The sequence below is a fragment of the Sulfitobacter sediminivivens genome (genome assembly GCF_042611115.2).
In the GTDB taxonomy this organism is placed as follows: Bacteria; Pseudomonadota; Alphaproteobacteria; order Rhodobacterales; family Rhodobacteraceae; genus Sulfitobacter; species Sulfitobacter sediminivivens.
Genome location: NZ_JBHGAR020000010.1, coordinates 40,529 through 67,522 on the forward strand (window position 1 = coordinate 40,529; position 26,994 = coordinate 67,522).

The following is a 26,994-nucleotide window of genomic DNA, read 5'->3' on the forward strand; positions in this document are numbered from 1 at the left end:
AGCCAAAGGCAGTGGCACCATAGGCCACGATCTGAAAGAATGATGCGATTCACTTGATCGAGAGCGCAACCCTCGCATCGCCCAGCGGCGCGTTTGAAATTTCATAAGTTGCGGCTATTTCAGGGTCCCTTGGTCATTGAATTCACTGGGTGCGTTTGATCGGCTCAGATCACCGTTGCATAGGACATTGCCAATGCTGCCAGAAAGGCCGCCTGTACCTGTTCGGCGGTAAGCGCGGTTGCCCCGAATGTCATTGCTTTTGCCCCGCAGGCATCCGCGACCAACGTGACGTTATACCCCAGATCACGCGCGGCCCGTGCGGTGGCGTCGATGCACATTTGCGTCATCGCACCGATGATTGTGAGGTCGCGGATCCCGGCAGACTGCAACTGGTCCTGCAGGTCGGTTTGGTGAAAGCTGTTTGGCCGATACTTGAGAATGATGGATTCGTTTCCGAGCGGTGCAACGCTTGGATGAATGTCTGCACCAGTCGTGCCGGGCCGGAAAAACGGGGCTGCGTCGCTGGTGGCTTCATGACGGATATGAATGACCAGATCGCCCGCTTTGCGTGCCGCATCCAAGACGTTCGCGGCGGCATCGGCAACGCGGTCCATGTTCTCGACGGGCCAAAGCCCGCCCGCGAAATAATCGTTCTGGATGTCCACAAGGATCAACGCGCGGGTGGGTGTCATAACCGTGCTCACAATTTGGCCGGATCAATGCAGCGGGTCTTGCGACCAGCGAACCAATTGAGGCGTTTTGCGGGTGTTTTTCGCGGCATGTCCCGCAGGCGGACACAGCCGGTTCGTGTCGCCGTCATTAAAGTTTGTGCGTAAATGTTTAACATGACATTTCCTCTTGTCCCAAAGTTTGCCCTTTATAAATTGCAGGAAATGCGTAAATCTGCGAGTCATTGTAATTCTAATCATGTAAGATAGGGTTTAATATGGATTGGCGCGACCTTCCGCCTTTGACGGCCTTGCGATCCTTTGCGGCCTTTGCTGAAACCGGCAGCGTCGTAGCGGCAGGTGACGCGCTGGGAGTGAGCCATGCAGCGATCAGTCAGCAATTGCGCAGCCTTGAGGCGCATCTGGATGTGGCATTGCTGAACCGCGACGGAAGGTCGATGACCCTGACCGCAGAGGGCGAACAAATGGCCAATACGCTGCACAACAGTTTTGGCGGCATGATCGACACGGTGCGCCTGATCACCGGGGCGCGTGATGAACGGCCATTGCATGTTTCAACAACACCGACCTTTGCCGCGTCATGGTTGATGCCGCGTCTGCCCAAGTTTCGCGATCTGCACCCACAGGTCGATTTGATGCTGGATCCCACGCCTGAGGTCGTGACCTTGTCTTCGAACGGCATTGATCTGGCGATCCGCTATGGCGCGGGCGATTGGCCGGGGTTGGATTCAGAGATGTTGCTCAGATCACCGATGGTTGTTGTTGCGGCTCCTTCGCTTGTGGGGGAGGGCGAGTTACCGCGCGCGGAGGACCTGACAGACATGCCATGGCTCGAAGAATTCTGTACATCTGAGGCGACGCGATGGTTGGCTCAGCAAGGAGTGAAGCTGAAATTCGGGCTTGGTCTTACTCAAGTGCCGGGCAATTTGTTACTGGATGGCGCGCGCGATGGTCAGGGAGTCGCGGTGACGGTGCGGGCCTTTGTTGAGCGCGACATTGCTGCGGGCCGGTTGCGTGTCATTGAGACTGAGGATCGGCCCGAGATGGGCTATCATATCGTCACGCGGCCTGGCGTGATGCGTCCCGTGCTCAAAGATTTCGTGCGCTGGATCAGGCGCGAGGGGACTCTCGGTTAATGGAGTCTGATCATTCCGGCCCGATCATGAAACAACTCACATTGCGTGCGGCCAAGCGGCGGCACGCCTGATCAGCGCCTTCCCGGGTCATGCCAAGGAAATTCGCGTCAAATCCCTGCGGCCTGCGGACAACTTTGCGCAAGGAGCCATCCAGTGTTGCCATTTCGGTCAATGCGGTTTTCAACAGCACTTTTTCAGCGGCAAACCGACTGGGATAGCGGCCCACGTTTACGCCCCAATGCCGCCCGCCAGATGTAGAGACACGGGTCACGATCTCTTGTTCGACGGCTTTCGTCTGGGCGCGCACTGGGGCGGATGTTTTGGGCCTTATTGCTGGTCTAACTGTGGGGGTGGCCGATGCCAATGTAACAGGGACATCAGGGGCGGGAGTCTCGACCGCCTCACGCAGGGCTGCGGTGATGTCGGCATCTAAAATGGTGCTGGTTGCATTGGGTTGTTCGGCGGTGGCCACGACCACAACCTGCTCTTGCACTGGCCGGATCTGGGGCCGCTTGGAGGTCTTCACCGCCCCAACAAGACGAATGGTTTTTCCCGCGCCGCCCACTGTTGACCCCGGTGCGACACTCGGTGTGTTTTCGACATCGGCATACACGGGCGCGTTTGGTTTGCGCAGGGGCGCGCGTGAGGGTGCGCGGCGGAAACCCATGTCCATCAGTTCGGCCACCTTGGCATTGCGTGATGCGGTTGTCTGGCCCCCAAAGACGGTAACGATGATACGTTCACTGCCACGTTCAGCAGAGGCGGTCAGGTTAAAGCCAGCCGCGCGGGTGTAGCCGGTTTTGATGCCATCGGCACCTTTGTAGGATGCAAGAAAACGGCGGTTCGTGTGCGACACCTTGCGCATGCCGGCGTCAGCCGTGATGCGCGAAAAAAGGTTGTAATACTCAGGGTAATCATAAAGCAGATGCCGCCCCATGATGGTCATGTCATGCGCGGTAGAAAGGTGTCCGGCCTCGGTCAGGCCATGGGCGTTCTTAAATGTGGTGCGTGTCATTCCGAGCGCTTTGGCTGTCCGGTTCATCCGGCGGGCAAACTTGGCCTCGGACCCTTCGATCGCTTCGCCGATAGCGGTGGCCGCATCGTTGGCGGATTTCACCGCAGCAGCACGGATGAGATAGCGCAGCGCGATCTTTTGACCTGGGCGCAGACCCAGCTTGCTGGGCGGTTCTGACGCGGCATTCTTGGAAATGGTGACTTTGCTATCCAGAGAAATCTGGCCCCGCTCAATCGCCTCAAACGCGATATAGAGGGTCATCATCTTGGTCAGCGAGGCGGGGTGCAACCGGGTGTCGGCATTGCGCGAATGGATCACCTTACCCGTCCGGGCGTCGATGACATAAGCAGCATAGGGCGCTGCCATCGCGCTCAGCGGGACCACTACCAAAAGCCAAAATGCCGCAATGAAAAATAGCCCAAAACGGGCCGGCTGAATGCGCCGCACCTTCATTATAATCTGCCTTTTACTGCCTCAGACCGCCGATTTTTTCGACTGGCCATATTTTTGATTGTTTACAGGCTAACATAAGACGCTTTTTCGATAAACCCTTTGAATCAAGGCAATTAGGTAAAAAAATTAATGTGGGACATCCAGATGTTGGGGGTATTGCCAGCGCATGCACAATGGGGGCCAATGTGGCGGGAATATGGCAGCATTGGGGCGGTCAGCGCCCCAATTCAATCGCTGTGCCGACCCTCCTGAATCGCGGCAATCAGACCCGTCAACGCGCCCAGATTTTTGATCTCTGCAAATCTCGCATGATTGTCGGGTGCCTCCCTATGTTCGATCGCCCAAGTCAGACCATGTGGCACAAACACGCCCCATCCGCCTGCGGCAATCATCGGGAGCACATCAGACGCCATTGAATTGCCCACCATCAGCCCGCGCTGCGCCCCATGACCGTGCCGCGCGAATATCTCTGAATACTCCACAGCGGTCTTTTGTGAGACGATTTCAATGGCATCAAATACATCGCGCAGGTCCGACTGGGCCACTTTGCGTTCCTGATCCATCAGGTCGCCCTTGGTGATCAGGACAAGTTGGTAATCGTCTTTGAGCGCATCGAGTGTTGATTGGACATGGGGCAGCAATTCTATGGGATGGGACAACATTTCACGCCCCGCAGCCAGCACCTGTGCAATCACTGTGGCGGGCACGCGGCCCTCGGTGACATCAATGGCTGTTTCAATCATGGAAAGCGTGAAGCCTTTGATTCCAAACCCATAATGGGGCAAATTGCGCCGCTCTGACGCAAGCAGACGTTCCATCAGATGGTCCTTGTCGGTATGATCAGAAAGCAACTCGGCAAAGTGGTCCTGCGTCAGCGCAAAGAACCGTTCATTATGCCACAGCGTGTCGTCCGCATCGAAACCTATGGTGGTCAGGGGCCGCGTCATCTTGTGTACTGCCTCTTTTCTAAATCCGTAAGCAGGTTATATAGACGTCCAAGCGACTCACATATAACCCATTTCCAGATCAGGAGCAGAAATGCGCCTTGACGACTACATGATGGCACAAGGTCCCCGCGACGAAGATCAGACCGATCTTTTGACCAAGACAAAGCCCAAGACCAAGCGGCCGCCGCTGTATAAGGTGATGCTGCTGAATGACGATTTCACGCCGATGGAATTTGTCGTGCATGTGTTGGAGCGGTTTTTTGGTCTTAACCACGCGCAGGCGTTTGAAATTATGCTGACGGTCCACAAAAAGGGTCTGGCCGTGGTTGGTGTGTTCAGCCACGAGATCGCAGAAACCAAGGTGGCGCAGGTGATGGATTTTGCCCGGCGTCATCAGCATCCGCTGCAATGCACCATGGAAAAAGAAGAATAGCGCGTGATTGATGCGCGCATGCAGCTGGCGCTGAACGGGGGCGGGCTTGACCTGCCGGACGAAGGGCGGATCGCAGTTTTTCAGCCGCCCGTGGATGCAGATCTGGAGGGGCTGCCAGTAGAGCGATGCCTGATCATCCATGATTTCAAGCCATATTTTGATGCCTGGGCCGCGCGGGGGTACGATGTTGCCCACAGCACCAAAGACCGGTACGCCGCCGCAATTGTCTGCCTGCCGCGCTCCAAAGTCGAAGCGCGGGCGTTGATTGCTGAGGCATGTGCCGTCAGTGACGGCGTGGTTGTGATTGACGGTCAGAAAACCGATGGCGCAGATTCGATCCTGCGTGAAATGCGGGCGCGCGTGACGGTAAAAGGTCCGGTATCCAAAGCACATGGCAAGATGTTCTGGATCACCGCCCCTGCAGCCGATTTTTTTGCGGATTGGGTCGCAGGCCCTTCGCAGACAGAAGGCGGTTTTTGGACGGCACCGGGCGTGTTTTCAGCGGATGGTGTTGATCTGGCCTCTGCCTTGCTGGTTGAGGCGTTGCCGGAAAAGTTGTCGGGCGAGGTTGCCGATCTTGGGGCGGGTTGGGGATTTTTGTCGGCGCATATCCTGTCGCGACCAAAGGTTCAGACGCTGCATCTGGTTGAGGCTGGTCATATGGCACTGGAATGCGCACGCCATAACGTGACGGATCAGCGTGCGCGGTTTTACTGGGATGACGCGGTAACATGGGAACCGCCGCACCGAATGGATGCGGTTGTGATGAATCCGCCGTTTCACACGGGCAGGGCGGCGGAACCACGGATTGGACAGGCCTTTGTGGCCACTGCGGCGCGGATTTTGTCAGGTCATGGCGATCTATGGATGGTGGCAAACCGTCATTTACCTTATGAAGCCGAGTTGAATAAACGGTTTTCGTTTGTAGAAGAGTTGGGCGGCGACGCGCGCTTTAAGCTCTTTCATGCTGCCCGGCCAACGCGGGCACGGCGGTAACATCTCCCGAAAGGATCAAGGATGTCTTTTTCGATCACTGGCAAAACGGCAATCGTAACGGGTGCCGCAGCAGGCATCGGCCTTGCGATTGCACGGCATCTGGCGGATCAGGGCGCAAATGTGATGTGCGCGGATTCCGATGAAAAGAAGCTGATGGAAGCCTTGGGGGATGAACCCGAGGATGGAAACATACGGACCTTTTCAGGCGATCTGCGCCAGCGGCTGACGCTTGCGAACCTGCTGTCCGCGACGATAGATGCCTTTGAGGAGGTTGATATTCTGGTCAACGCCTCCCGACTGCTGTTGGTGACAGACGCCTTGGATGTGGAAGACACTTCGGTTGCGACTTTGCTAGAGCAGAATTTGATGACAGCCTTGCAGCTGTCACAAATGGTGGCCAAACGGATGATGAAGCGGACAGCGGATCAGCCTGAAGGGCAAATTGGCTCCATCATCAACCTAAGTTCCATCGCCGCGCGTCAGATCCAGCCTGAATTGATGGGCTATTCCATTGCGTCGGCAGCGGTGCAGCAAATGACCCGGTCTATGGCCCTGTCTTTGGCACCTCACAGGATCAGGGTGAACGCCATTTCGTTTGGATCGGTGATGAGCACGTCATTGAGAGAATCTGTGGCGGACAACCGGGAGTGGCGTGATGACATCCGCAAACACACGCCGTTGGGCAGGATTGCCGCCCCGAATGAGCTGTGCCATGCGGTGCAGTTTATGGCCGCTGAAAGTTCAGGCTTTATGACCGGAGAGATCATCGTGATCGACGGGGGGCGCAGCCTGCTGGATGCTGTGACAGCGCCAGCGCACTAGTAGCGCGTTGGGGAACACTCAGAATAATTGTTGGCGCGGCGATGATCATTGTGTCGGGTTGGGATTTGGCCCTTGACGGCACCCCGGCACTGGCATAGTCCACGCGCCGATGGCGTTATAGCTCAGTTGGTTAGAGCGAACGACTCATAATCGTTAGGTCCCTGGTTCAAATCCAGGTAACGCCACCACATTTTCACCCGATTGCGCCATGGCAATTTCAGATGCTTAAGGCTTGAAAATTGCGACATTGAAGGCCGGTTTGGCCTTGATAGTTACAAACACAACTGCGCTTGATGCGGCTCTCAGACGTGAGTATGGCGTCGCCGCGGTTCATAATGGCTATGTTCAAAATGAGTGGTGACAAAAAACAGTCAGTCGCTTAGCGTCAGGAAAAAAAGACGAAACGTCGGAAAGTGCCTCAGCGACTGTCGCATGCCGAATAAAGGGAGAATACAATGAAAATGACACGCAAAGCGTTTTTGGGTCTGGCGGGTGCGGCCGCACTTGCAATGGGCCTAGGTGCAGCGCCGGCACTGGCACAGGACGTGACACTGCGCCTGCACCAATTTCTGCCACCACAAGCCAACGTGCCCAAGTTGGTGCTGGATGTCTGGGCTGACAAGGTTGAGGCCGACAGTGAAGGGCGCATCAAGGTTGAGCGTTATCCTTCCATGCAATTGGGCGGAACCCCACCCGAGCTGATGGATCAGGCGATTGATGGTGTTGCAGACATCGTGTGGACCGTTGTGGGCTATACGCCCGGCAGGTATCCAAGCACCGAGGTGTTTGAGCTGCCATTCATGATGACAAATGCCCGCGCGGCATCTTCTGCCTACTGGCAGATGTTTGAAAAACACATGAAAGACACCGAGTTCAAGGATGTGCACATCCTGGGTACATGGGTGCACGGTCCGGGCCTGATCCACACCAACAAGGAAGTACGCACACCTGCCGACATGCAGGGTCTGAAAATCCGTGGTGGATCGCGGCTTGCGAACCGTTTGCTGGAAATCACCGGTGCTACACCCATCGGCATGCCGGTTCCGGCGATCCCTGAGGGTCTGTCAAAAGGTGTGATCGACGGCACCACCATTCCATGGGAAGTGACCGCCGCGTTGAAAGTGCCGGAACTGGTCAGCAACCACACCGAATTCACTGGTAACGCGCTTTACGTACTGACCTTTGTTCTGGCGATGAACAAAGACAAATACGACAGCATGCCTGCGGATCTGCAAAAGGTCATCGATGACAATTCAGGTCTGGAATTTTCGATCTTTGCCGGTGGCACGCAGGAAGATTCTGATGGTCCTGCGCGCAAGTTGGCAGCGGACCGTGGCAACAACATCGTGACCCTGAATGCCGAGGAAACGCAGGTCTGGAAAGACGCGGCACAGCCGATCTATGACGAATGGATTGCGGATATGCAGACCAAAGGCATCGACGGTCAGGCGCTGATCGACGAGGCGCGGATGCTGATGGACGCTTACGACAAGTAACCGGTTCAACGACATGACCATGATCTGCGGCAGGGCCTCCTGCCGCAGATTTTTTATCACTATTATGCGAGACTTCACATGCACAGGTTGATCCAGACCCTTGCCCGCGTCACCGCTTTGGCCGGGGGGCTTGTGCTGATCGTTTTGATCGTGATGACGACCTTTTCGATCATTGGCCGGTCGCTTAACAAGCTCATGCATGGTGACTTCTTTCAGCAGAATCTGACCGGGTTGGCGCAGTGGCTGCTGGATCTGGGCGTGGGGGAAATCAACGGCAACTATGAATTGCTGGAGGCCGGTGTTGCCTTTGCGATTTTCTCGTTCCTGCCGATCTGTCAGCTTTATGGGGCGCACGCGACTGTCGACATCTTCACTTCTTTCCTGCCGCCCCGTGCAAATCGCTGGATCGCCGCGTTTTGGGAAATCGTTCTGGCCGCGGTGATATTGCTGATCGTCAATCAATTGTTTGGCGGGATGGAACGCTATATCCGAAATGGTCAGACAACGTTCTTTTTGCAGTTCCCGGTCTGGTGGGCCTACGCCTTTAGTTTTGCTGCGGGCCTCGTGGCCTGTGTCACGGCGGTCTATTGCGCCGCGATGCGTCTGGGGGAGGCGGTGATGGGCCGCAGTATCCTGCCGTCCGAGCATGGGGGCCATTGAGATGAGCAATCTTGAACTGGGCTTCTGGTCGTTCCCCATTCTGCTGATCATGGTGTTTTTGCGTGCGCCGATCGGGCTGGCGATGCTGCTGTGTGGTTTTGGTGGCTGGTTTATGGCGATGGGTGGCAATCCGACCCCGCTGTTGGCGAAGATGAAGTCAGAGACTTACACGACCTTTTCCAGCTATTCGCTCAGCATCATTCCGATGTTTTTGTTGATGGGACAATTTGCAACGCTGTCAGGCATGTCACAGGCCCTGTTCAAGGCCGCAGAAAGCTTTCTTGGCCACAGGCGGGGTGGAGTCGCTATGGCGGCTGTTGGGGCCTGTGCAGGCTTTGGTGCGATCTGTGGGTCGTCACTGGCCACCGCCGCAACCATGTCCAAGGTCGCGTTGCCTGAGCTGAAGCGATATGGGTATTCCGGTGGTTTCTCGACTGCCACATTGGCGGCTGGCGGCACGCTGGGTATTCTTATCCCGCCTTCGGTGATCCTGGTGATCTATGCGATCCTGACGGAACAGAATATTGCCAAGCTGTTTCTGGCTGCTTTCATTCCGGGCATCCTGGCGGCCATCGGATACATCATCACTATCTCGATCTATGTGCGCTTGAATCCAAAGTCGGCGGGGACGCGGCCTGCTGTCCCCATGGGCGAACGGTTCAAGGCGCTGGCCAATACCTGGCCCGTCTTGGTGATTTTCTTTATAGTGGTGGGTGGTATCTATCTGGGCTGGTTCACCCCAACCGAAGGGTCTGCCATTGGGGCCGCCGGCACCGGGTTGGTGGCGCTGGTGTCTGGCAGCCTGAACTGGAGTATCTTGCGCGACAGCCTGCTTGGCACAGCGCGCACCACTGCGATGATCTTTTTCATTGTGTTGGGGGCGGCGTTCTATAACGGTTTTCTGGCGCTGTCTGGCGTGCCGCAGTTCATGGCCGATTGGGTTGTGACGCAAGGGTTCAGCCCGCTGCTTGTCATGTCGATGATCCTGATTTTTTATCTGATATTCGGATGTCTGATGGACAGCCTTTCGATGATTCTGCTGACCGTGCCGATCTTTTTCCCGGTCATATCGGCGATGGATTTTGGCATGACGCCCGAACATCTGGCGATCTGGTTTGGTATACTGGTGCTGATCGTGGTCGAGGTGGGGTTGATCACGCCGCCGGTTGGGATGAACCTGTTCATCATCAATTCCATGGACCGCCAAACACCCATGACGGAAACCTACAAGGCGGTAATGTGGTTTGTCGGGTCTGACATCGTGCGGGTCATCATCCTTGTCCTGTTCCCTGCAATCACCTTGTTCCTGTTGCCGGAGTAGCAGCATGTCTGACGGCGCATTGAAAATTGACATTGATGGTGCGGTTGCCACGCTGACCATGAACCGGCCTGACAAACGCAACGCGATGAACGATCAGTTGCTGGCTGAGCTTGATTCATTTTTTGCCAATCCACCCAAGGACGTTCGCGTTGCTATACTGGTGGGGTCCGGTGGGCATTATTGCGCCGGGCTGGACCTGAGCGAGCATCAGGCCCGCGATGCGGAAGGGACATTGCAACATTCGCGGGGGTGGCAGGCGGTAATGGACCGCATTCAATTGTCTGGACTGCCTGTGGTATCGGCGCTGTTTGGCGCGGTGATCGGTGGTGGGCTTGAACTGACCACAGCGACCCATGTGCGCATTGCCGAACCTGACTGCATCTTTCAGCTGCCCGAGGGGCGGCGTGGGATTTTTGTGGGAGGTGGTGCCACGGTACGGGTCGGGCGCATCCTTGGCGCGGACCGGATGATCGAGATGATGTTGACCGGTCGCAAGTACGGTACCGACGATGCGGTTGCACTGGGGCTTGCTCATTACGCCGTTGGTGCGGACGAAGCGCTGCCGATGGCGCGCAAGATTGCAGCACAGATTGCAGGCAATGCGCCTTTGGCCAACTACATGATGATCCAGGCGATTGGCCGCATTGATGACATGTCCCGCGCCGACGGGTTATTCACCGAGAGCCTTTGTGCCGCTCTGGCGCAGACCAGCCCGGATGCACTGGAAGGTCTGGCGGCGTTTCTGGAGAAGCGGCCACCGACCTTCAGATAACACAATGAGAGGTTTGATATGACGGCACATCTCAACCTGAAACCACATAACGTGCTGCGCGAAGACCGGGCTGATGGCACGATCCTGCTCCGGTCCGCCTATGCAATGGGGCCGGTTGCGCGGTGCAGTGGCGACTGGTTACATCATTGGGCAGAAATCGCCCCGGACCGGGTGTTTCTGGCGGAACGGTCTGGCAAAGGCTGGCGGGAGGTCCGATATGGTGAGGCGCTTGCAAATGTGCAGGCGATCGCGGGGCATCTTATCTCGCGCGATCTGGGGCCTGATCGGCCCATCATGATTTTGTCGGGAAATGGCATTGATCACGGGTTGCTGACCCTTGCAGCGCAGTATGTCGGCATACCCACTGCCCCGGTGGCCGAGCAATACAGCTTGATCCCTGCGGCGCATCCACGGTTGGAATATGCCGCGCGTCTGGTCCAGCCGGGGATGGTGTTTGCCGACGATTCCGCACAATATGCGGGCGCATTGGCGTTGGAAGTTTTCGACGGGGTTGAAGTGCTGAGTTCAACGCCCGGCGACAGTGGTGCAACGGATTTTGCGCAGTTTCTGCGCCCCATCAGCGCTGACATTGGTTCGGCATTTCAGGCGATTGCTTCCAATACGCTGACCAAAATCCTGCTGACGTCCGGTTCAACCTCGGACCCCAAGGGGGTGCTGACGACGATGGGGATGATGACGACCAATCAGGCCCAGATTGCCGCCTGTCTGCCCTTTGTTCAAACGCGCCCGCCCTGCATTGTGGATTGGTTGCCGTGGAACCATGTTTTTGGCGGATCACATAATTTCAACCTGATGCTGGCCAACGGCGGCAGCCTTTATATCGACGCTGGAAAACCTGCGCCGGGCTTGTTCGACCTGACGCTTGAAAATCTTGGCCAAAAATCGGCCACGATCAGCTTTAATGTGCCTGTCGGATTTACGCAGCTGGTCACAGCATTGGAGCGCGAAAAGGCATTGCGCGATATATACTTTGCCGATCTTGATATGATTTTTTATGCTGGCGCGTCATTGTCTCAGGACACCTGGGCGGCGCTTGAACGGCTGGCACTGGACACCTGCGGGCAGTTGCCGTTGATCACCACGTCATGGGGCCTGACCGAAACCGCGCCTGCGGCGCTGATCAACCACGCCCATGCAAAAGGGGCCGGGATCGTGGGTGTGCCGATGCCCGGTGTGACGCTCAAACTGGTACCGGATGCGCAAGGACGTTGCGAAGTGCGCGTTAAAGGGGAAAATGTCACGCCCGGGTATTTGAATGACACGGCCCGGACGCGGAAAGCTTTTGATGATGAAGGGTTCTTTGGGACGGGTGACGCAATGCGCTTTGTTGATGCTGATGACGTCAATAAAGGCCTGCATTTCGACGGTCGGCTTGATGAGGATTTTAAACTGGCGACAGGCACCTGGGTTCAGGCCGCCAATCTGCGGCTGGCGTTGTTGGCGGTGCTTGCCCCCTTTGCGCAGGATGTCGTGATCACCGGGCAGGGACGCGCGGCGCTGGGCGCGTTGATTGTGCCAAACCGGGCCGCAATCGCAGCGCAGGGCTGGGATGCGAAAGAAGCGGATGGGGTGATGCACTGTGACGCATTGAACGCAGAGCTTGCAGAGCGCCTGACCACCCTTGCAGCAAAAGCGACGGGCAGTGCAACGCGGGTGACCTGCGCCTTGATCTTAACTGATCCCCCGTCAATGGCTGCTGGCGAAGCGACAGCAAAAGGCAATATTAACTTTGCAAAATTGTTGGAACGCCGGGCAGATCTGATTGAAGTGCTTTATGATCCGACGACGCCCGCGCGCATCTCCGTTATGCATTAAAGTGCCGTAACTTCGCAGATGATTTGCGAATTGCGCGGCATAATGCAGAATGCCTATTCAAGGGGGACCATATGCTGTCAGTCAAAGCCAACGCGGTAACGTTTTTTGTCGACCGTCATCTGGACGAAGGGCGCGCTGACAAAAGCGCGTATCTGGAGGCTGAGACAGGCCGGTCGCTGAGCTATGGCGAAATGGCACAAGGGGCCGCGATTGTTGCAGGTGCGCTGACCCAAGCCGGTATTCGCCCAGAAGAACGCGCAGCGATGCTGGTGCTTGATCAGATCGAATTTCCGCAGGTGTTTTGGGGCGCGATCAAGGCCGGTGTGGTTCCTGTGCCGCTGAACACGTTGCTGGGCACACCGGTCTATGATGTGATCCTGCGCGATTGCCGGGCGGCCATTCTGTTTGTCTCGGCGCCGCTATGGGAGGTGATTGCACCCGCTCTGACAGATAATCCTTATCTGCGGCATGTCGTTGTGATCGGCGATGCCGCGCAGGGGGGCACACGGTATGACGCCTTTCTGAAAGGCGCTGCGCCGCAAGCCACGCTGCCTGTCAGTGCGGATGAGGTGGCATTCTGGCTTTATTCATCTGGTTCAACCGGGCAACCAAAAGGTGTGGCGCATGTTCATTCCGCGCTTAAGGCCACTGCCGATACCTACGGCGCGCAGGTGTTGCAGATTGCCGAAGATGACCTCGTCCTGTCTGCCGCCAAGTTCTTTTTCGCCTATGGTTTGGGCAATGAGATGACATTCCCTCTGTCTGTCGGTGCAACCTCTGTCCTGTTCACAGGCAGGCCGACGCCACAGGGCATGATCGATACGATTACGGCACATCAGCCGACGATTTTTTGCGGCGTGCCGACGCTTTATGCCGCCATGGTGGCACACATGGACAAAACGGGTGCCCCGAATGTACCGCTTCGGACGTGTATTTCCGCAGGCGAAGCCTTGCCCGAAGATATTGGCAAACGGTGGGAAGCGCATATGGGTGTGGGCATCATGGACGGCGTCGGATCAACTGAGATGCTGCATATTTTCTTGAGCAACGCGCCGGGCAACATCGTTTATGGCACGTCCGGCATTGCGGTGCCGGGGTATGAGTTGCGGCTGGTGGATGAGGCGGGCGCAGAGGTGGGTGTGGGCGAACTGGGGGAGTTGCTGGTAAACGGGCATTCTGCCGCCACAGGCTATTGGAACCAGCGCGACAAAAGCCGCAGCACGTTTGAGGGTGTCTGGACGCGGACCGGTGACAAATACGAACGCCGCGCAGACGGGCGCTATATCTATTGCGGACGGACGGACGACATGTTCAAGGTCTCGGGCATTTGGGTGTCCCCGTTTGAAGTCGAAGGTGCGTTGATCAGCCATCCGCAGGTCTTGGAAGCCGCAGTTGTCGCCGCTCAGGATGAAAACGGGTTGGACAAACCAAAAGCCTTTGTGGTGCTGCAATCGGGCGAGGCAAATGACGCATTGCTGGCCGAGTTGAAGAGCCATGTCCAAACCCAGGTCGGAAAATGGAAATACCCCCGCTGGATTGAAGTGGTCGAAGACCTGCCCAAAACGGCAACAGGTAAAATTCAACGGTTCAAGCTTAGGAGCGACAGGACATGACAGCCGCCTGGACAAATGAACAGGACGCACGGCTGATCGCGGGTGGAAAAACGCTGGAATATGCCTGCTGGGGGCCGCCGCCTGACAAAGCTATGACGCTGGTGCTGTTACACGAGGGATTGGGTTCCGTGGCCCTTTGGCGCGACCTGCCGAAACGTTTGGTTGCCGCAACAGGTCTTGGGGTTCTGGCGTATTCGCGGGCGGGGTATGGTGCATCTGACAGTACCGATCTACCGCGACCGCTTGACTATCAGACGCGCGAGGCGACCGAGGTCCTAGGTGGCGTTCTGGATGAACTGGGTGTGCAACAGACGATCCTGATCGGGCATTCCGATGGGGGCACCATCGCTGCGATTTATGCGGGGTCGGTATCGGATATGCGGGTGCGGGGGTTGATCCTGATCGCACCCCATTTCTTTACCGAACCAACCGGATTGGCCACAATTGCGGCCGCCGGAAGAACCTATCAGACCGGGGACCTCAAGACGCGGTTGGCACCATATCACGCGAACCCTGATGTGGCTTTCTGGGGCTGGCACGATGCGTGGATGGACCCCGACTTTGCCGAATGGAATGTGGCCGATGTCATTGATCACTGGCGCATCCCGGTGCTGGCCGTTCAGGGCCGCGATGACCCTTACGGCACATTGGCCCAGATTGATGAGATCGACACGCGGATCTATTCCCCGTTCGAGGCGCTTGTTCTGGACAACTGTGGGCATGCCCCGCACCTTGAATATCCAGCCGAAACAGACGCTGCAATTTTCGAGTTTTGCAACCGTCTGGGACGAATTGAGCAGGCAGATGTGCGCGTTGGCTGATCTGCCGCACGGCATCGCGGTGCCAACCCACGCCTATGTCCCGGGCAAGAACGCGCGCCATCCCGAAGACTGGTTTGATCAGATCAAACAGACTGTGACATCTGAAATCCCGGCCGCGCAATTGCACCATACCACAGCCTGGACAACAGGCCTTGCGTATCTGAACGCCGGATATTTCTGGGAATGCCATGAGGTGCTTGAAGCCGTTTGGATGCAGACGCAAGACGGCACTGCGGAACGCGATATGGTGCAGGCATTGATTCAACTGGCGAATGCGCGGCTAAAGCTGCGGATGGACCGCCCACAAGCAGCGTGGCGTTTGTGCAATATGGTGCAAGCGCATCTGGCGCGCTGCCCGAATGACCGTGCGATTCTGGGGCTGACTGTGGGGGATGCGCAGGCATGGGTCAGAGAGACTGAAAACCGCATAGAGCGATAAATGTTGCTATATAGTGCAAATATTCGGTGAAATATCTAGAATTGCCCACCTGTTCGCCCTGGATAAATGAATTATAATACATCAAAGCCAGCATCATCCGCCAAAGGACGCGCCATGACCAAGATCATCGACTTTCAGACCGACCCATCCAAGTATCGGCATTGGAAGGTGACGTATGACGGCCCGGTCGCCAATCTTTTTATGGATGTTGACGAAAAGGGAGGGCTGTTTGATGGCTATGATCTGAAGCTGAACAGCTATGACCTTGGCGTCGATATAGAACTGGCCGATGTGGTGCAGCGAATGAGGTTTGAACACCCCGAGGTAAAGGTCGTGGTGATGCAATCAGCCAAGGACAAGGTGTTCTGCGCGGGGGCCAATATCCGCATGCTGGGCGGCGCTGCTCATGCGCATAAGGTCAATTTTTGCAAATTTACCAATGAGACCCGCAACACCTATGAAGCCGCTTTGGCCGATTCCGGTCAGAACTATATTTGCGCGATCAAAGGGGCCTGCGCGGGCGGTGGTTATGAGCTGGCGCTGGCGTGCAATCACCTGATGCTGACCGATGACAGCACGTCATCGGTGGCCCTGCCTGAGGTGCCTTTGCTGGCGGTCTTGCCGGGCACAGGTGGGCTGACCCGCGTGACCGACAAGCGCAAAGTGCGGCGGGATCTGGCGGATGTGTTTTGTTCTATCGAAGAAGGTGTGAAGGGCAAGCGTGCGGTTGAGTGGCGGCTGGTGGATGAGGTTATCCCGAACTCGAAATTTGACGAAACGGTTGTTGCGCGGGCCAAGGAGATGGCGGCGGCATCGGACAAGGCAGATGTCAGCGCGGGCATTGAACTGACCCCGCTCCAGCGGAATTTCACAGCGGATGGCGTGATCTATTCATCTGTCGAGGTCACGCTTCACCCTGACGCAAGGCGTGCCACAGTGATGATCAAAGGGCCGGGCGAAGACGCGCCTGACGACATGGATTTTTTCATGGATCAAGGTGCGGACGCGTGGCTGCTGCGGGCTGCGCGCGAACTGGACGATGCGATCCTGCATTTGCGCAACAATGAAAAAGAACTGGGCCTGATCGAATTTCAGACACAGGGCGACCCGGAACTTGTGATCGCGCACGAGGCTTTGTTGCTGAATAATGCGGATCATTGGCTGGCCAATGAAGTGATCCAGTATTGGAAGCGGGTCATGAAGCGGGTCGATATGACTTCGCGCAGCCTTGTCGCGATTGTGGAGCATGGATCGTGTTTTGCCGGGCCTTTGGCAGAGCTGCTGTGGGCCGCTGACCGCAGCTATATGATGCTGGAAGAATTTGATGGGGATAACCGCCCGCTCGCGGCCGTGACGCTGAGCGAAGGCAACTTTGGTAGCTATCCTATGGGCAATGATCTGACCCGGTTGGAAACACGCTTTTTGGGAACGCCTGAACAGGTTGAAAAACTCAAATGCAGCATTGGCGAGGCGGTGGAAGCCGGGGATGCCGAAGAGCTTGGCCTTGTCACTTATGCCTATGACGACATTGACTGGGAAGATGAGGTGCGGCTGTTTATGGAAGAGCGCGCCAGCTTTAGCCCTGATGCAATGACGGGGATGGAGGCGAACCTGCGGTTTGCCGGGCCGGAAACGATGGAAACCCGGATTTTCGGCCGGTTGACCGCGTGGCAGAACTGGATTTTTCAACGCCCCAATGCGGTTGGTGATGAAGGCGCATTGCAGCGTTATGGCACCGGTGTGCGCGGCAAATACAACATGGAACGTGTGTGAACTGAAAGGTGAGGGGGGCGATGCGCCTGCCTTGCGAGGGAAATTGTAAGGGGGGCGCATCGCCAGCCCGTGCTTGAGGAGAGATGAAATGCTGGACCTGATCAACGTAAGCTACGACACGCAAATCCCGAACAATGTGGGGCTGAGCGAAGATAAAAAAGTGCTGAAAGCGCTGGAAAAATGGCACCCCGGTTACATCAACTGGTGGAACGATCTGATCCCGCAGAATTTTCAGGAAAGCATGGTTTATCTGCGCACCGCTGTGAGTGTGGACCCCAAAGGCTGGGCCAAGTTTGATTACGTGAAGATGCCCGAATACCGTTGGGGCGTTTTGCTGGCACCAGCTGTGGAGGACCGCAAGATACCCATGGGCGAACATGTCGGCGAGACCGCCTGGCAAGAAGTGCCGGGCGAATACCGCAACATGCTCAAGCGTCTGATTGTCATCCAAGGGGATACTGAACCGGGGTCGGTTGAGCAGCAGCGTTTTCTGGGGCTGACCGCGCCGTCGCTTTATGATCTGCGCAACCTGTTTCAGGTGAACGTCGAGGAAGGCCGGCACCTTTGGGCGATGGTCTATTTGCTGCAAAAATACTTTGGCCGTGATGGTCGTGAAGAAGCGAATGATCTGTTGGTGCGGTCGTCCGGTTCCGAGGAAGCGCCGCGTATGTTGGGTGCTTTCAATGAGGAAACGCCGGATTGGCTGAGCTTTTTCATGTTCACCTATTTCACGGACCGCGATGGCAAGATGCAGTTGGAAAGCCTTGCGCAATCCGGCTTTGACCCGCTGTCGCGCACCTGCCGCTTTATGCTGACCGAAGAAGCGCACCACATGTTTGTTGGTGAAACCGGTGTGGGCCGGACCATTCAGGCCACGGTTGAAGCGATGAACAAGGCGGGAATTACCGACCCCTATGACATTGGCAAAATCCGCGATTTGGGTGTTATCGATCTGCCCACGATCCAGAAAAAGCTGAACCTTCATTATACGCTGTCACTTGACCTGTTTGGCCAGGAAGTCAGCACAAATGCTGCCAACGCATTCAACGCTGGCATCAAAGGCCGGTATATGGAGCACCGCATTGACGATGATCACAAGCTGCAAAATGACACCTACGCGGTGACCTCGATAGTCGATGGGAAAATTTTGACCGAGGATGTGCCAGCGCTTACGGCAGTCAATATGCGCCTGCGCGACGACTATGTGCGTGATGCGGCGGGCGGCGTGGGGCGTTGGAACAAGCAGATCGCCAAGGCGGGTATCGAATATGAACTGAAACTCCCACATGAAGGGTTTCACCGCCAGATTGGTGTGTTCAGCACCGTGGCTGTCGATCCGGACGGCAATGTGATCTCTGCCGAGGACTGGCAGAAACGCCGGAACGAGTGGTTGCCAACCAAGGCCGATGGTGACTTTATCCAATCGCTGATGGTGCCTTGCTTTGAGGCCGGACAATACGCGTCATGGATTGCGGCACCCAAGGTAGGGATTGATAACAAACCGGGCGATTTTGAGTATGTGAAATTGCACATGGCTTGAACAGCGCGGTGGGGCCAAACCCCACCTGACCGAAATTCCGAAAGGTGGGGTTTGATCCCATCTGCGCACACGAAGGGCCTGTGATGAACAAACCCGTCAAACAACATCTGATCGACCCGGAAATCTGTATTCGGTGCTACACCTGCGAGAACACCTGTCCGATTCAGGCGATTGAGCATGACGACAACAACGTCGTGGTCAACGCGGATATCTGCAACTTTTGTATGGATTGCATTCCGGTTTGCCCCACCGGGTCAATCGACGAATGGCGGGTGGTTGAGACGCCCTATACACTCGAACAGCAATACCAGATGGAGGAGTTGCCGGAACAAGAAGACATCGAAACGGTCGCCACAGATGAGGCGGCTGACCCCATCGAAGAACTCTTGGCCGAAGCGCATAAGGGCGCAGGAGGCAAGGCGCGCGCACCTGCAAATGCGGGCAAACCAACAGTCAACATGTACAATCTGAGCAGGCCTGCCAAGATGACCGTCCAGGGCAATTACGCCTTGACCGATGACCCCGATCATGATGTTCGCCATATCATCCTTGACCCGGGCGGGTTGCCGTTTCCGGTGCTTGAGGGCCAGTCGGTCGGGATCATTCCACCGGGTGTTGATGCGGATGGCAACGCGCATCTGCCGCGGCTTTATTCCGTATCCAGCCCCCGCGATGGCGAGCGGCCCGGCTATCACAATATTTCGTTGACGGTAAAGCGTGAGGACAAAGGGCTGGCGTCGAACTATCTTTGTGATCTGGAACAGGGTTCCACTGTAGATGTGACGGGGCCGTTCGGCGCGACGTTTCTGATGCCCAGTCAATCTGATGCGCATCTTCTGTTGATCTGTACGGGCACCGGGTCGGCCCCCATGCGTGCCTTTACCATGCAGCGACAGCGCAGTGGGGCAACGGGTGGCATGACCATGTTCTTTGGTGCCCGCACGCCCAAAAGCCTGCCCTATTTTGGCCCTCTCAAGAAGGTTCCTGAAAGTGTGCTGAAACAGCATCTGGTGTTCAGCCGTTTGCCCGATCAGGATAAGGAATATGTGCAGGATCGGATCGTGACGGAGCAGGAGGCCGTTGCCGAATTGTTGGGTGATCCGCGCACTTATATTTACATCTGCGGCCTGCGCGGGATGGAAGACGGGGTGGAACGCGCCATGACCTCAATCGCGGAAAGCATGGGCATTCAGTGGATTGCGCTGCGCGACACGATGCGCGAAGAGGGCCGATATCATGTGGAAACGTATTAAATGAGCAAAGAACCATTCGTGCACCAGATCAATGTGACATGGGGTGACTGTGATCCTGCGCGCATTGTTTATACGGGCCGCTTGCCCGCCTTCGCTTTGGAAGCGATCAATGCCTGGTGGGAAGCGCATTTTGACGGAGATGGCTGGTTTCAGCTTGAGCTTGACCGCAACATCGGAACGCCGTTTGTGAACCTGAATATGGATTTCCTCAGCCCTGTCACCCCGCGCCACATGTTGATGTGCGAGACGTACCCAACCCGGCTTGGCAATAAATCCATCACCTTTGGGATGAAGGCGCGTCAGAACGGTGTGTTGTGTTTCGAGGGCAGCTTTACATGCGTCTTCACCATCGCAGATCAATTCAAAAGCCAATCCGCGCCAGACGCGCTGCGCCGTGTGATCGAACCCTTGGTTCGTGCGCAATAGTGCAACTTTTGCGCAAATCGCGGTTGTTGGGCGCATTTTGTACGTTAGACTTGCAATATTGTTCCTGAATTGGAAGCCATGCCTATTACAGATCCATCCTATGACCCCGGCGCGGAATTGATCGCACAGCTTGCGATGCGTGTTGCAGAGGCGCGCAAGGCGCGTGGCATGCCCCGGCGTGTGCTGTCTGAACTGTCCGGTGTGTCACCCCGCTATCTGGCACAGTTGGAAGCCGGGGAAGGCAATATTTCGATTTTGCTTTTGCAACGGGTCGCGGCGGCGCTTGATCTGAAGGTGGGCGCGCTGTTGGCTGAGGACGTGCCAATGGACCACGACGTGCAACGGGTTGTCGCGCTTTTTCGCCAAGCCCCTTTGGACGTACAACAAAAGGTCCGCAGTCTGTTGGCCCCACAGAACCCGGATGTGATGCGGGCGGGCCGGATATGTCTGATCGGTTTGCGCGGCGCTGGCAAATCGACCCTTGGCAAACTGGCGGGCGAAGCGCTGAATATTCCGTTTGTCGAGTTGAACAAAGACATCGAGGCGGAAACCGACATGCCTTTGGCAGAGGTGATGGCGCTTTATGGTCAAGAAGGGTACCGCGAGATGGAGGCCGAGGCGTTGGAGCGGGTCAGCGCCCGGCACGACCGGGTGATTTTAGCTGTTGCAGGGGGCATCGTGGCCGAGCCTGCGACCTATGCACGCCTGTTGGAGCGGTTTCATACGGTGTGGGTCAAGACCAGCCCGCCTGAGCATATGCAGCGGGTGCGCGCCCAGGGTGATGTGCGACCGATGCAGGGCAATCCGGCGGCAATGACCCAGTTGAATGAATTGCTCAAACTGCGTACGCCGCTTTACAACAAAGCCGAGGCGCAGGTGAACACGTCGAACCGGGCGGTGCGGTCATCGCTCAATGATCTGCTGACACTCATCGCCAAGCGGCGGTTCCTTGATCCTGTATGACTGAGGTGGATATGGTCGCGGCGCTGCAGGATGCTTTTTGGTGGGCCGCTGAACATCTGCTTTTGCACCACACAAACCCATGGGAGTTGGACGAGGCGCTGACCGCATGGGGATATTCGATGGGCCCTTGCGAAGCACAGGATCTATTGGGTCTTGATCGTGTGTTGGTGCGCCGCCCGAAACCTAAAGGCTCCATACTGCCGCGTATGGTTGCCGAAGGGCGCGTGGGCAAGATCGGTGGTGTCGGATATTATCGGTATCCCGGTGGCGGGGGTGCCGTCATTGATCCGCTGATCGAAGATTTGATCCGTGAAGAGGCGTGGTTTGCCAGGGCAAATCGGGTCGAGATCAGTGATGCGGCGTTGGTTTCGATGATGAACGCGGCGTTGCGCAGCGCATTGGCCGAGAATAATGCCGCTCCATCGCTTTTGGCAAAAGCCGTCAATTTTCCCCAAGGCCGGCAGGTCTAACCATATGTGATTGCATAAAAAAAGGGCCGCGACTGGCGCGGCCCCTTCTCAAGAATTTTCCCGGATCAGGCGGTCCAGGCCATCCGTGCAGGATGGTATTCAAAGCCGATGTGGTGCTCTGCACCTACCAGACCAACTTTGGTGTGGTTGTACAGTGAACGCCAATATGGCTGGATTGTAACCCCGTCGTCCTGCATCATCTTCTGACCGATTGCCATCAATTCGCGACGGGCATCGACGTCAGCCGTTGCAAGTGCCTTTTCCAGGTTGGCATCGAATTCAGGGCTGGAGTACGCCGCTTCGTTCCATGCTTCACCGGTCTTATAGGCAAGCGCCCAGATCTGAACGCCCAAAGGACGCGCGTTCCAGTTGGTGGATGAGAACGGGTACTTGACCCAATCGTTCCAGAAAGTGGAGCCGGGCAAAATTGTCCGCTTTACCTTGATGCCAGCATCACGCAACTGGGCTGCAACAGCGTCAGTTGTATCTTTGCGCCATGCATCGTCGATTGAGAACAACTCGTGCTCGTAATCGCCCATACCTGCTTCGTCCATTAGCGCCTTGGCTGCTACTGGATCGACTGTGCGCGGTGGAATTTCAGCGAACTCAGGGTGCATTGGACCGACGTGGTGGTTGTCGGCAACCAAGCCGCGGCCAGCGTAACCCAATTCCAGCAGAACCGCGTTGTCGACAGCCATGGCAAGTGCCTGACGCACACGCTTGTCAGCGTATGGTTTGACGCCGTCGATTTCGGCCTCCTGGTTTGGACGGATAACTATCGTCGCAGCAGTGGCGATGGTGTTTTCGTTCCAGCCGTCCAGCGTGCTCATGATGTCGATGTATTCGCCTTCCATAGAATAGAAAGCGTCCACTTCTTCGGCTTCGGCGGCGGCGATCCATGCAGATGGGTCTGTGCCGTAGTCGATGTATTCCAGGCGGTCGATGTATGGGCCGCCATAGACTTCGGTGCCCCACCATGTGTGATCGGTGTTCTTGACCATCACAGCTTTTACGCCAACCTCAAGAGACTCGGGCAGGTAAGGGCCGGTGCCGATAGGATTGTCGAGCATTGTATCTGCATTGAAGCCTTCGGGCACGATTGCCGCTGGGTAGTCTGCCATGCCAGGGATCAATGTGATGTCTGGACGTGGTAACATCAGCTTGACGGTGTGATCATCCACGACGGAAATCGATCCTTCGATGGCTTTGCCGGTTGCTTCGTCTACCAATGTAGCAAAACGGCCCGCCATTGAGTTGCCTTCAAGCGACTTGTCGCACCAGCCTTCGATGTTGCGCGCAACATCTGCAGCGGTGAAATCGGTCCCATTGTTCCACTTGACGCCCTTGCGAACGTTCAATGTGTATTCAGTGGCGTCGTCGTTGATTTCCCAGCTTTCCAGCAGGGCGGGTGAGAACGTACCATCGTTCTCCCAAATCGCCAGATATTCCAGCCAGCCGCGGGAGAAGTTTGCGATCTGCGACCAGTCATAGGTGCGTGGATCTTTGAGTGCGCGTACTTCTTGCTGCATGCGGACGGTGCCGCCTTCTTTGTGGCCGGCGGCCATGGCGGGTCTGGCCATTCCGATCATCGAATATGCAGTTGCGGCGGTCGCACCAAAGGCACTGGCCAATGCCAGAAACTCGCGACGGTTCACCGGATCTTTTTTCGCACTCTCAGCAGAATCCAAAATGGCCTGCGGAAGCGGCTTGCCGGTCCGTGTCAAAAAACTCATGGTCTTCCTCTCTGTTGTCGTTGGCAGCGTTTTTTGCTGTCATGGAAATCGCCGTTATGTGGCGTCAGGTGATGCAGTTGATCTGCTTTTTTCAGCGTCCCTTGTGGGTGCTGCGCGATACTCAGACACTGCGTTGCATGCGTCAAGCCCATCGCACAGAGTTGAACACCGCTCTGCCGGGTACAGCGATGGAAAGCCTGCACAGCGGTTGATATATACAAACGCGACAAGGTCAGTGATCGTTCCCGCCGCTGCTGTTGGAACGGACCTTGGATGGGCTGGCAGCGCCATCTGAGTGCGGTTGAATGTCGCTCTGAGGATAGTCGCCCATAATTACGGGTCAACAGATTTTGAGACGCGCCCGAGAAACGGCCATGTTTAGCCGGTCCATCGACAGGCGAAGCAGGATTTCAAATACAAAAGATTAATTTTCTGCAGTCGGGGCAAAAGCCGAAATGATCACGATTTTTGGGCCAACGCGAATCTATATAAGTCTAACAACCTGGCTGTCTTTGGACACCCGTCATTGGGCCCTTGCGTTTTGAGCCGCCTCACCAATCAGGTCTTGCAGGACGTCCAAATCAGCAATTTCGTTGGCGAGGATCAGGACGAGGCGGGCGTTCAAAGCGTGGCTTTGCGCCTCGCTGAGGCCATCATGCGCCGCCATCAGGCAGTTGTAAAAGGCATCGCCATTGTCTCCAAGTTTATCATTAAGGGCCATTATTGAATTCCTCTGGCTTGGGTGTATGCAGCGGTGATAGCCGCGGCATCGGGCCGGTCAAAAACTGCGCAAATGTGGCCATCCGGACGTATTAGATAGATGTGGTTGCGTCCGTAACGTCGGGTTGCATGGCCCTCCACGTCTTCGAAACACGGGTATCCGGCACGGCTATTGATCCCGATAGACGCAATCCCCGGAATGGTCGGCAGTTTCACATCCCCAAATCCAAGCAGTGTAAATTGACCTTGGGCCTCAGCAATTAGCCACGTGTCGCCGTTCGGGCCTTTGATGGGCGCATCAATCAGCGCCTCGCCGGGTTGAACCGGCGCAGTGCCGGGGGTCTGCAATGACATGCCCGCCAACGAGCAGGGCCGAGACAAACGGCCCGAATTGATCAACCTACGCGCAAAGGGATGGGTGGTGGCAAGGTTCAACACTTCATCCCGAAACAGCGCTTCGATCGGGGATTTTGGGGTCATGAAATTGGTGGCGCGTGATGAATGCAGGATGTTTTCAGCAGAGCCGTGTGTGCGTTCTTCGTTGTAGGTTTCGATCAACGTGGCGGGTGCGTCACCGTTCAGCACTGCCGCCAGTTTCCAGCCCAGATTGTCCAAATCCTGAATGCCGCCATTGCCACCGCGTGCGCCAAAGGGGCTGACCACATGGGCGCTGTCGCCGACAAAGAGCACACGATTGTGGACAAAGCGATCCAGCTTGGCGCAGCGGAATTTATAGACGCTCATCCAGTCGAGCCGGAAGGGTTTGTCGCCCAGCATCGCCTTGAGGCGGGGGGTAACCTTTTCCTCGGTCGCTTCGGTCTTTGGGTCGGTGTCTGGGCCAAGCTGCAAGTCGATGCGGTAGATGTTGTCGGGCTGTTTATGCAGCAGTGCTGACTGGCCAGGGTGGAAGGGCGGTGCAAACCAGAACCAGCGTTCGGGAGTGTCGTGATCGCCAAAGGGGGACTGCTCCATTTCGACGTCGACGATCAGAAAATGTTCGTCAAACGTCTGACCTTCAAACGGGAGATTCAAACGGTTGCGGGTGGGCGACGCGGCACCATCGCAGGCGATGTACCAATCTGCCTCCAGCGAATAGGGGCCATCGGGTGTTTCTATCTTTAGGCTCACATGGGTGCCGTGATCGGCGTGGTCGGTGACCTTGTTCAGGAATCGCAGATCGATCAGATCCGGGAATTCCTGAACTCGTTCAATGAGATATTGTTCGACGTAGTATTGTTGCAGGTTGATAAAGGCGGGATATTTATGGCCCGGTTCGGGGAGCAGATCGAAGTTATAGACTTCATCCTTGCCAAAGAAGTTTCGGCCTACTTTCCATGTGACACCTTTTTCCAGCATCCGCTCACCGACGCCGAGACGGTCAAAGATTTCCAACGTGCGTTTCGCCCAGCAGATCGCGCGGGACCCCACGGACACCACGTTGTTATCATCCAATACCACCGACTTGATGCCACGTGTCGCAAGGTCCACCGCCATCGCGAGACCAATCGGGCCAGCGCCCACAATCACCACCTGATGCCGCGGTTCTGGGGCACTCAATCCGGGGGGGGCGGTGTAGGGGAAGGGGGCGTAGTCGTAGGCCATGGGGTACTCCGATTTTCGTGTCGGTATTACGTCGGTATTGCGGGAGTGGCGTTTGGCGTACAACGGACCAATCGCCAATCTCCTTTCACCCCTGCAATGCCGCCCACATGTCCAGATCTCGCTGGGCTGTCCAGATGCGTGGGGTGTCGATGCCGCGGGCTTCGTCGTAGGCGCGGGCGACGTTGAAGGGCAGGCAGTGTTCGTAGATCGCATAATCCGCGAATTTTGGGTCACAGGCGGCGCGCACGGCGTCCCATGCTTCTTTCAATGATCCGCCACGGGCCGCGACGCGGACGGCGGGGGCGTAAGTGCTGCTGACAAAATCACGGGTGCTGTCGATGGCACGGGCAACGGCATCTTTGCCGATGAGCGCACCGCCACGGCCGGGGGCGATGGCATCCACGTCAAAGCTCGCGATGTTGTCGAGGGTATGACCCCAGTCGTTGAAATGCCCGTCACCGCAATAGCAGGCGGAGTGATCTTCGACGATGTCGCCGGTGAACATCACGTTTTCGTCCGGTACATGGATGACGATGTCGCCTGCCGTATGGGCGCGGCCAAGGTGCATTAGGTCGACACGGCGGTTACCGAGATAGATTGTCATGCTGTCAGAGAATGTGGTGGTCGGGTAAGTCAGGCCGGGGATGCTTTCGTGCCCTTCAAAAAGACGCGGGAACCGCTGGAATTCGCTGTCCCAGTCTTCCTGCCCCCGCTCTACCACCATGGCGCGGGCGGTGTCGCCCATGATGATCTGATCGGCACCGTAGGCAGAAGCCCCCAAGACCCGCACGGCATGATAATGGGTCAGCACCACATGGCTGATTGGTTTGTCGGTGATGGAATGGACCTTGTCGATGACCTTTTTTGCCAGACGCGGGGTTGCCTGTGCTTCGACAATCATCACGCTGTCATCGCCGATGATCACACCCGAATTGGGATCGCCTTCGGCGGTGAAGGCCCAGAGGTCGCGGCCAATCTCGTCAAAGGTGATGGTTTTTTCCGTCATGTCGCCCTGGGATGCAAAGGCTTTGGCCATCGTGTTTCCTTTCGAGGTCGGTTTGCGGT

At 56.6% G+C, this 26,994-nt stretch carries 26 protein-coding genes and 1 tRNA gene; 20 read left to right on the top strand and 7 right to left on the bottom strand.

Annotation, left to right across the window (positions count from 1 at the left end):
• Window positions 1-164 precede the first annotated feature (164 nt).
• Window positions 165-692 (bottom strand): cysteine hydrolase family protein, encoded by a 528-nt coding sequence (locus tag ACEWL3_RS11650; RefSeq protein WP_386183082.1) that lies wholly within the window; start codon window positions 690-692, stop codon window positions 165-167.
• Between the two features lie 254 nt (window positions 693-946).
• Between ACEWL3_RS11650 and ACEWL3_RS11655 the strand changes: the two genes are divergently transcribed.
• Window positions 947-1,825 carry a LysR family transcriptional regulator gene (locus ACEWL3_RS11655; protein ID WP_386183080.1) on the top strand — a complete coding sequence of 293 codons (879 nt, stop codon included), beginning with the start codon at window positions 947-949 and terminating at the stop codon, window positions 1,823-1,825.
• A 10-nt stretch (window positions 1,826-1,835) separates the two neighbouring features.
• On the opposite strand, the gene ACEWL3_RS11660 is transcribed toward ACEWL3_RS11655, so the two are convergent.
• Both ACEWL3_RS11660 and ACEWL3_RS11665 read right to left on the bottom strand, forming a co-directional pair.
• The gene (locus ACEWL3_RS11660) at window positions 1,836-3,293 is read right to left on the bottom strand and encodes a D-alanyl-D-alanine carboxypeptidase family protein (protein WP_386183078.1); all 1,458 of its coding nucleotides are present in this window, start codon (window positions 3,291-3,293) and stop codon (window positions 1,836-1,838) included.
• 227 nt (window positions 3,294-3,520) lie between these two features.
• Entirely contained in the window at window positions 3,521-4,240 is a 720-nt protein-coding gene (locus tag ACEWL3_RS11665) for an HAD family hydrolase (protein WP_386183076.1), read from the bottom strand.
• 91 nt (window positions 4,241-4,331) lie between these two features.
• On the opposite strand from ACEWL3_RS11665, the gene clpS reads away from it, so the two are divergent.
• The 18 genes from clpS to ACEWL3_RS11755 all read left to right on the top strand — a co-directional run bounded on the left by clpS (window position 4,332) and on the right by ACEWL3_RS11755 (window position 21,874).
• Complete coding sequence (gene clpS / locus ACEWL3_RS11670; RefSeq protein WP_114879963.1) at window positions 4,332-4,673, top strand: ATP-dependent Clp protease adapter ClpS; 342 nt, start codon at window positions 4,332-4,334, stop codon at window positions 4,671-4,673.
• A 3-nt stretch (window positions 4,674-4,676) separates the two neighbouring features.
• Window positions 4,677-5,669 carry a class I SAM-dependent methyltransferase gene (locus ACEWL3_RS11675; protein ID WP_386183073.1) on the top strand — a complete coding sequence of 331 codons (993 nt, stop codon included), beginning with the start codon at window positions 4,677-4,679 and terminating at the stop codon, window positions 5,667-5,669.
• A gap of 21 nt (window positions 5,670-5,690) precedes the next feature.
• Window positions 5,691-6,491, top strand: a complete 801-nt coding sequence (locus tag ACEWL3_RS11680) for an SDR family NAD(P)-dependent oxidoreductase (RefSeq protein ID WP_386183071.1) — start codon at window positions 5,691-5,693, stop codon at window positions 6,489-6,491.
• A gap of 111 nt (window positions 6,492-6,602) precedes the next feature.
• Window positions 6,603-6,679, top strand: a tRNA-Met gene (locus tag ACEWL3_RS11685).
• Window positions 6,680-6,946: 267 nt separating this feature from the next.
• Window positions 6,947-7,987 (top strand): TRAP transporter substrate-binding protein, encoded by a 1,041-nt coding sequence (locus tag ACEWL3_RS11690; protein WP_254693161.1) that lies wholly within the window; start codon window positions 6,947-6,949, stop codon window positions 7,985-7,987.
• A 78-nt stretch (window positions 7,988-8,065) separates the two neighbouring features.
• Window positions 8,066-8,647: a TRAP transporter small permease gene (locus ACEWL3_RS11695; RefSeq protein ID WP_386183069.1), complete on the top strand. Its 582-nt coding sequence runs from the start codon at window positions 8,066-8,068 to the stop codon at window positions 8,645-8,647.
• 1 nt (window position 8,648) lies between these two features.
• Window positions 8,649-9,968, top strand: a complete 1,320-nt coding sequence (locus ACEWL3_RS11700; RefSeq protein WP_114879959.1) for a TRAP transporter large permease — start codon at window positions 8,649-8,651, stop codon at window positions 9,966-9,968.
• Window positions 9,969-9,972: 4 nt separating this feature from the next.
• Window positions 9,973-10,740 (top strand): crotonase/enoyl-CoA hydratase family protein, encoded by a 768-nt coding sequence (locus tag ACEWL3_RS11705; RefSeq protein ID WP_386183066.1) that lies wholly within the window; start codon window positions 9,973-9,975, stop codon window positions 10,738-10,740.
• Between the two features lie 18 nt (window positions 10,741-10,758).
• Window positions 10,759-12,576, top strand: a complete 1,818-nt coding sequence (locus ACEWL3_RS11710) for a feruloyl-CoA synthase (protein WP_386183064.1) — start codon at window positions 10,759-10,761, stop codon at window positions 12,574-12,576.
• A gap of 71 nt (window positions 12,577-12,647) precedes the next feature.
• Complete coding sequence (locus tag ACEWL3_RS11715; RefSeq protein ID WP_386183062.1) at window positions 12,648-14,189, top strand: benzoate-CoA ligase family protein; 1,542 nt, start codon at window positions 12,648-12,650, stop codon at window positions 14,187-14,189.
• Window positions 14,186-15,010: an alpha/beta fold hydrolase gene (locus ACEWL3_RS11720; protein ID WP_386183060.1), complete on the top strand. Its 825-nt coding sequence runs from the start codon at window positions 14,186-14,188 to the stop codon at window positions 15,008-15,010. The genes ACEWL3_RS11715 and ACEWL3_RS11720 overlap by 4 nt, the downstream gene beginning before the upstream one ends.
• The gene (locus ACEWL3_RS11725) at window positions 14,994-15,449 is read left to right on the top strand and encodes a DUF309 domain-containing protein (protein WP_386183058.1); all 456 of its coding nucleotides are present in this window, start codon (window positions 14,994-14,996) and stop codon (window positions 15,447-15,449) included. Before ACEWL3_RS11720 ends, ACEWL3_RS11725 begins: the two co-directional genes overlap by 17 nt.
• A gap of 114 nt (window positions 15,450-15,563) precedes the next feature.
• Window positions 15,564-17,222 (top strand): 2,3-epoxybenzoyl-CoA dihydrolase, encoded by a 1,659-nt coding sequence (gene boxC / locus ACEWL3_RS11730; RefSeq protein WP_386183056.1) that lies wholly within the window; start codon window positions 15,564-15,566, stop codon window positions 17,220-17,222.
• Between the two features lie 88 nt (window positions 17,223-17,310).
• On the top strand, window positions 17,311-18,762 hold the full coding sequence (gene boxB, locus ACEWL3_RS11735) for a benzoyl-CoA 2,3-epoxidase subunit BoxB (RefSeq protein ID WP_386183054.1): 1,452 nt from the start codon (window positions 17,311-17,313) through the stop codon (window positions 18,760-18,762).
• An 83-nt stretch (window positions 18,763-18,845) separates the two neighbouring features.
• Window positions 18,846-20,015 carry a benzoyl-CoA 2,3-epoxidase subunit BoxA gene (gene boxA / locus ACEWL3_RS11740; RefSeq protein WP_386183052.1) on the top strand — a complete coding sequence of 390 codons (1,170 nt, stop codon included), beginning with the start codon at window positions 18,846-18,848 and terminating at the stop codon, window positions 20,013-20,015.
• Window positions 20,016-20,441 carry an acyl-CoA thioesterase gene (locus ACEWL3_RS11745; protein ID WP_386183050.1) on the top strand — a complete coding sequence of 142 codons (426 nt, stop codon included), beginning with the start codon at window positions 20,016-20,018 and terminating at the stop codon, window positions 20,439-20,441.
• A 78-nt stretch (window positions 20,442-20,519) separates the two neighbouring features.
• Window positions 20,520-21,404, top strand: coding sequence for a helix-turn-helix transcriptional regulator (locus tag ACEWL3_RS11750; protein ID WP_386183048.1), 885 nt, complete (start codon window positions 20,520-20,522; stop codon window positions 21,402-21,404).
• A complete protein-coding gene (locus ACEWL3_RS11755) occupies window positions 21,401-21,874 on the top strand; it encodes a 3-hydroxyacyl-CoA dehydrogenase family protein (RefSeq protein WP_386183046.1) in 474 nt (157 codons plus the stop codon). The genes ACEWL3_RS11750 and ACEWL3_RS11755 overlap by 4 nt, the downstream gene beginning before the upstream one ends.
• A gap of 65 nt (window positions 21,875-21,939) precedes the next feature.
• On the opposite strand, the gene ACEWL3_RS11760 is transcribed toward ACEWL3_RS11755, so the two are convergent.
• On the bottom strand, window positions 21,940-23,607 hold the full coding sequence (locus ACEWL3_RS11760; protein ID WP_386183044.1) for an ABC transporter substrate-binding protein: 1,668 nt from the start codon (window positions 23,605-23,607) through the stop codon (window positions 21,940-21,942).
• A 41-nt stretch (window positions 23,608-23,648) separates the two neighbouring features.
• Between ACEWL3_RS11760 and ACEWL3_RS11765 the strand changes: the two genes are divergently transcribed.
• Window positions 23,649-23,819 (top strand): hypothetical protein, encoded by a 171-nt coding sequence (locus tag ACEWL3_RS11765; RefSeq protein WP_435000919.1) that lies wholly within the window; start codon window positions 23,649-23,651, stop codon window positions 23,817-23,819.
• Between the two features lie 311 nt (window positions 23,820-24,130).
• On the opposite strand, the gene ACEWL3_RS11770 is transcribed toward ACEWL3_RS11765, so the two are convergent.
• The 3 genes from ACEWL3_RS11770 to ACEWL3_RS11780 all read right to left on the bottom strand — a co-directional run bounded on the left by ACEWL3_RS11770 (window position 24,131) and on the right by ACEWL3_RS11780 (window position 26,965).
• Window positions 24,131-24,328, bottom strand: coding sequence for a DUF2783 domain-containing protein (locus ACEWL3_RS11770; protein WP_386183042.1), 198 nt, complete (start codon window positions 24,326-24,328; stop codon window positions 24,131-24,133).
• A complete protein-coding gene (locus tag ACEWL3_RS11775) occupies window positions 24,328-25,929 on the bottom strand; it encodes an FAD-dependent oxidoreductase (RefSeq protein WP_386183040.1) in 1,602 nt (533 codons plus the stop codon). The genes ACEWL3_RS11770 and ACEWL3_RS11775 overlap by 1 nt, the downstream gene beginning before the upstream one ends.
• An 85-nt stretch (window positions 25,930-26,014) precedes the next feature.
• Window positions 26,015-26,965 (bottom strand): MBL fold metallo-hydrolase, encoded by a 951-nt coding sequence (locus ACEWL3_RS11780; protein WP_386183038.1) that lies wholly within the window; start codon window positions 26,963-26,965, stop codon window positions 26,015-26,017.
• Between the last annotated feature and the right edge of the window lie 29 nt (window positions 26,966-26,994).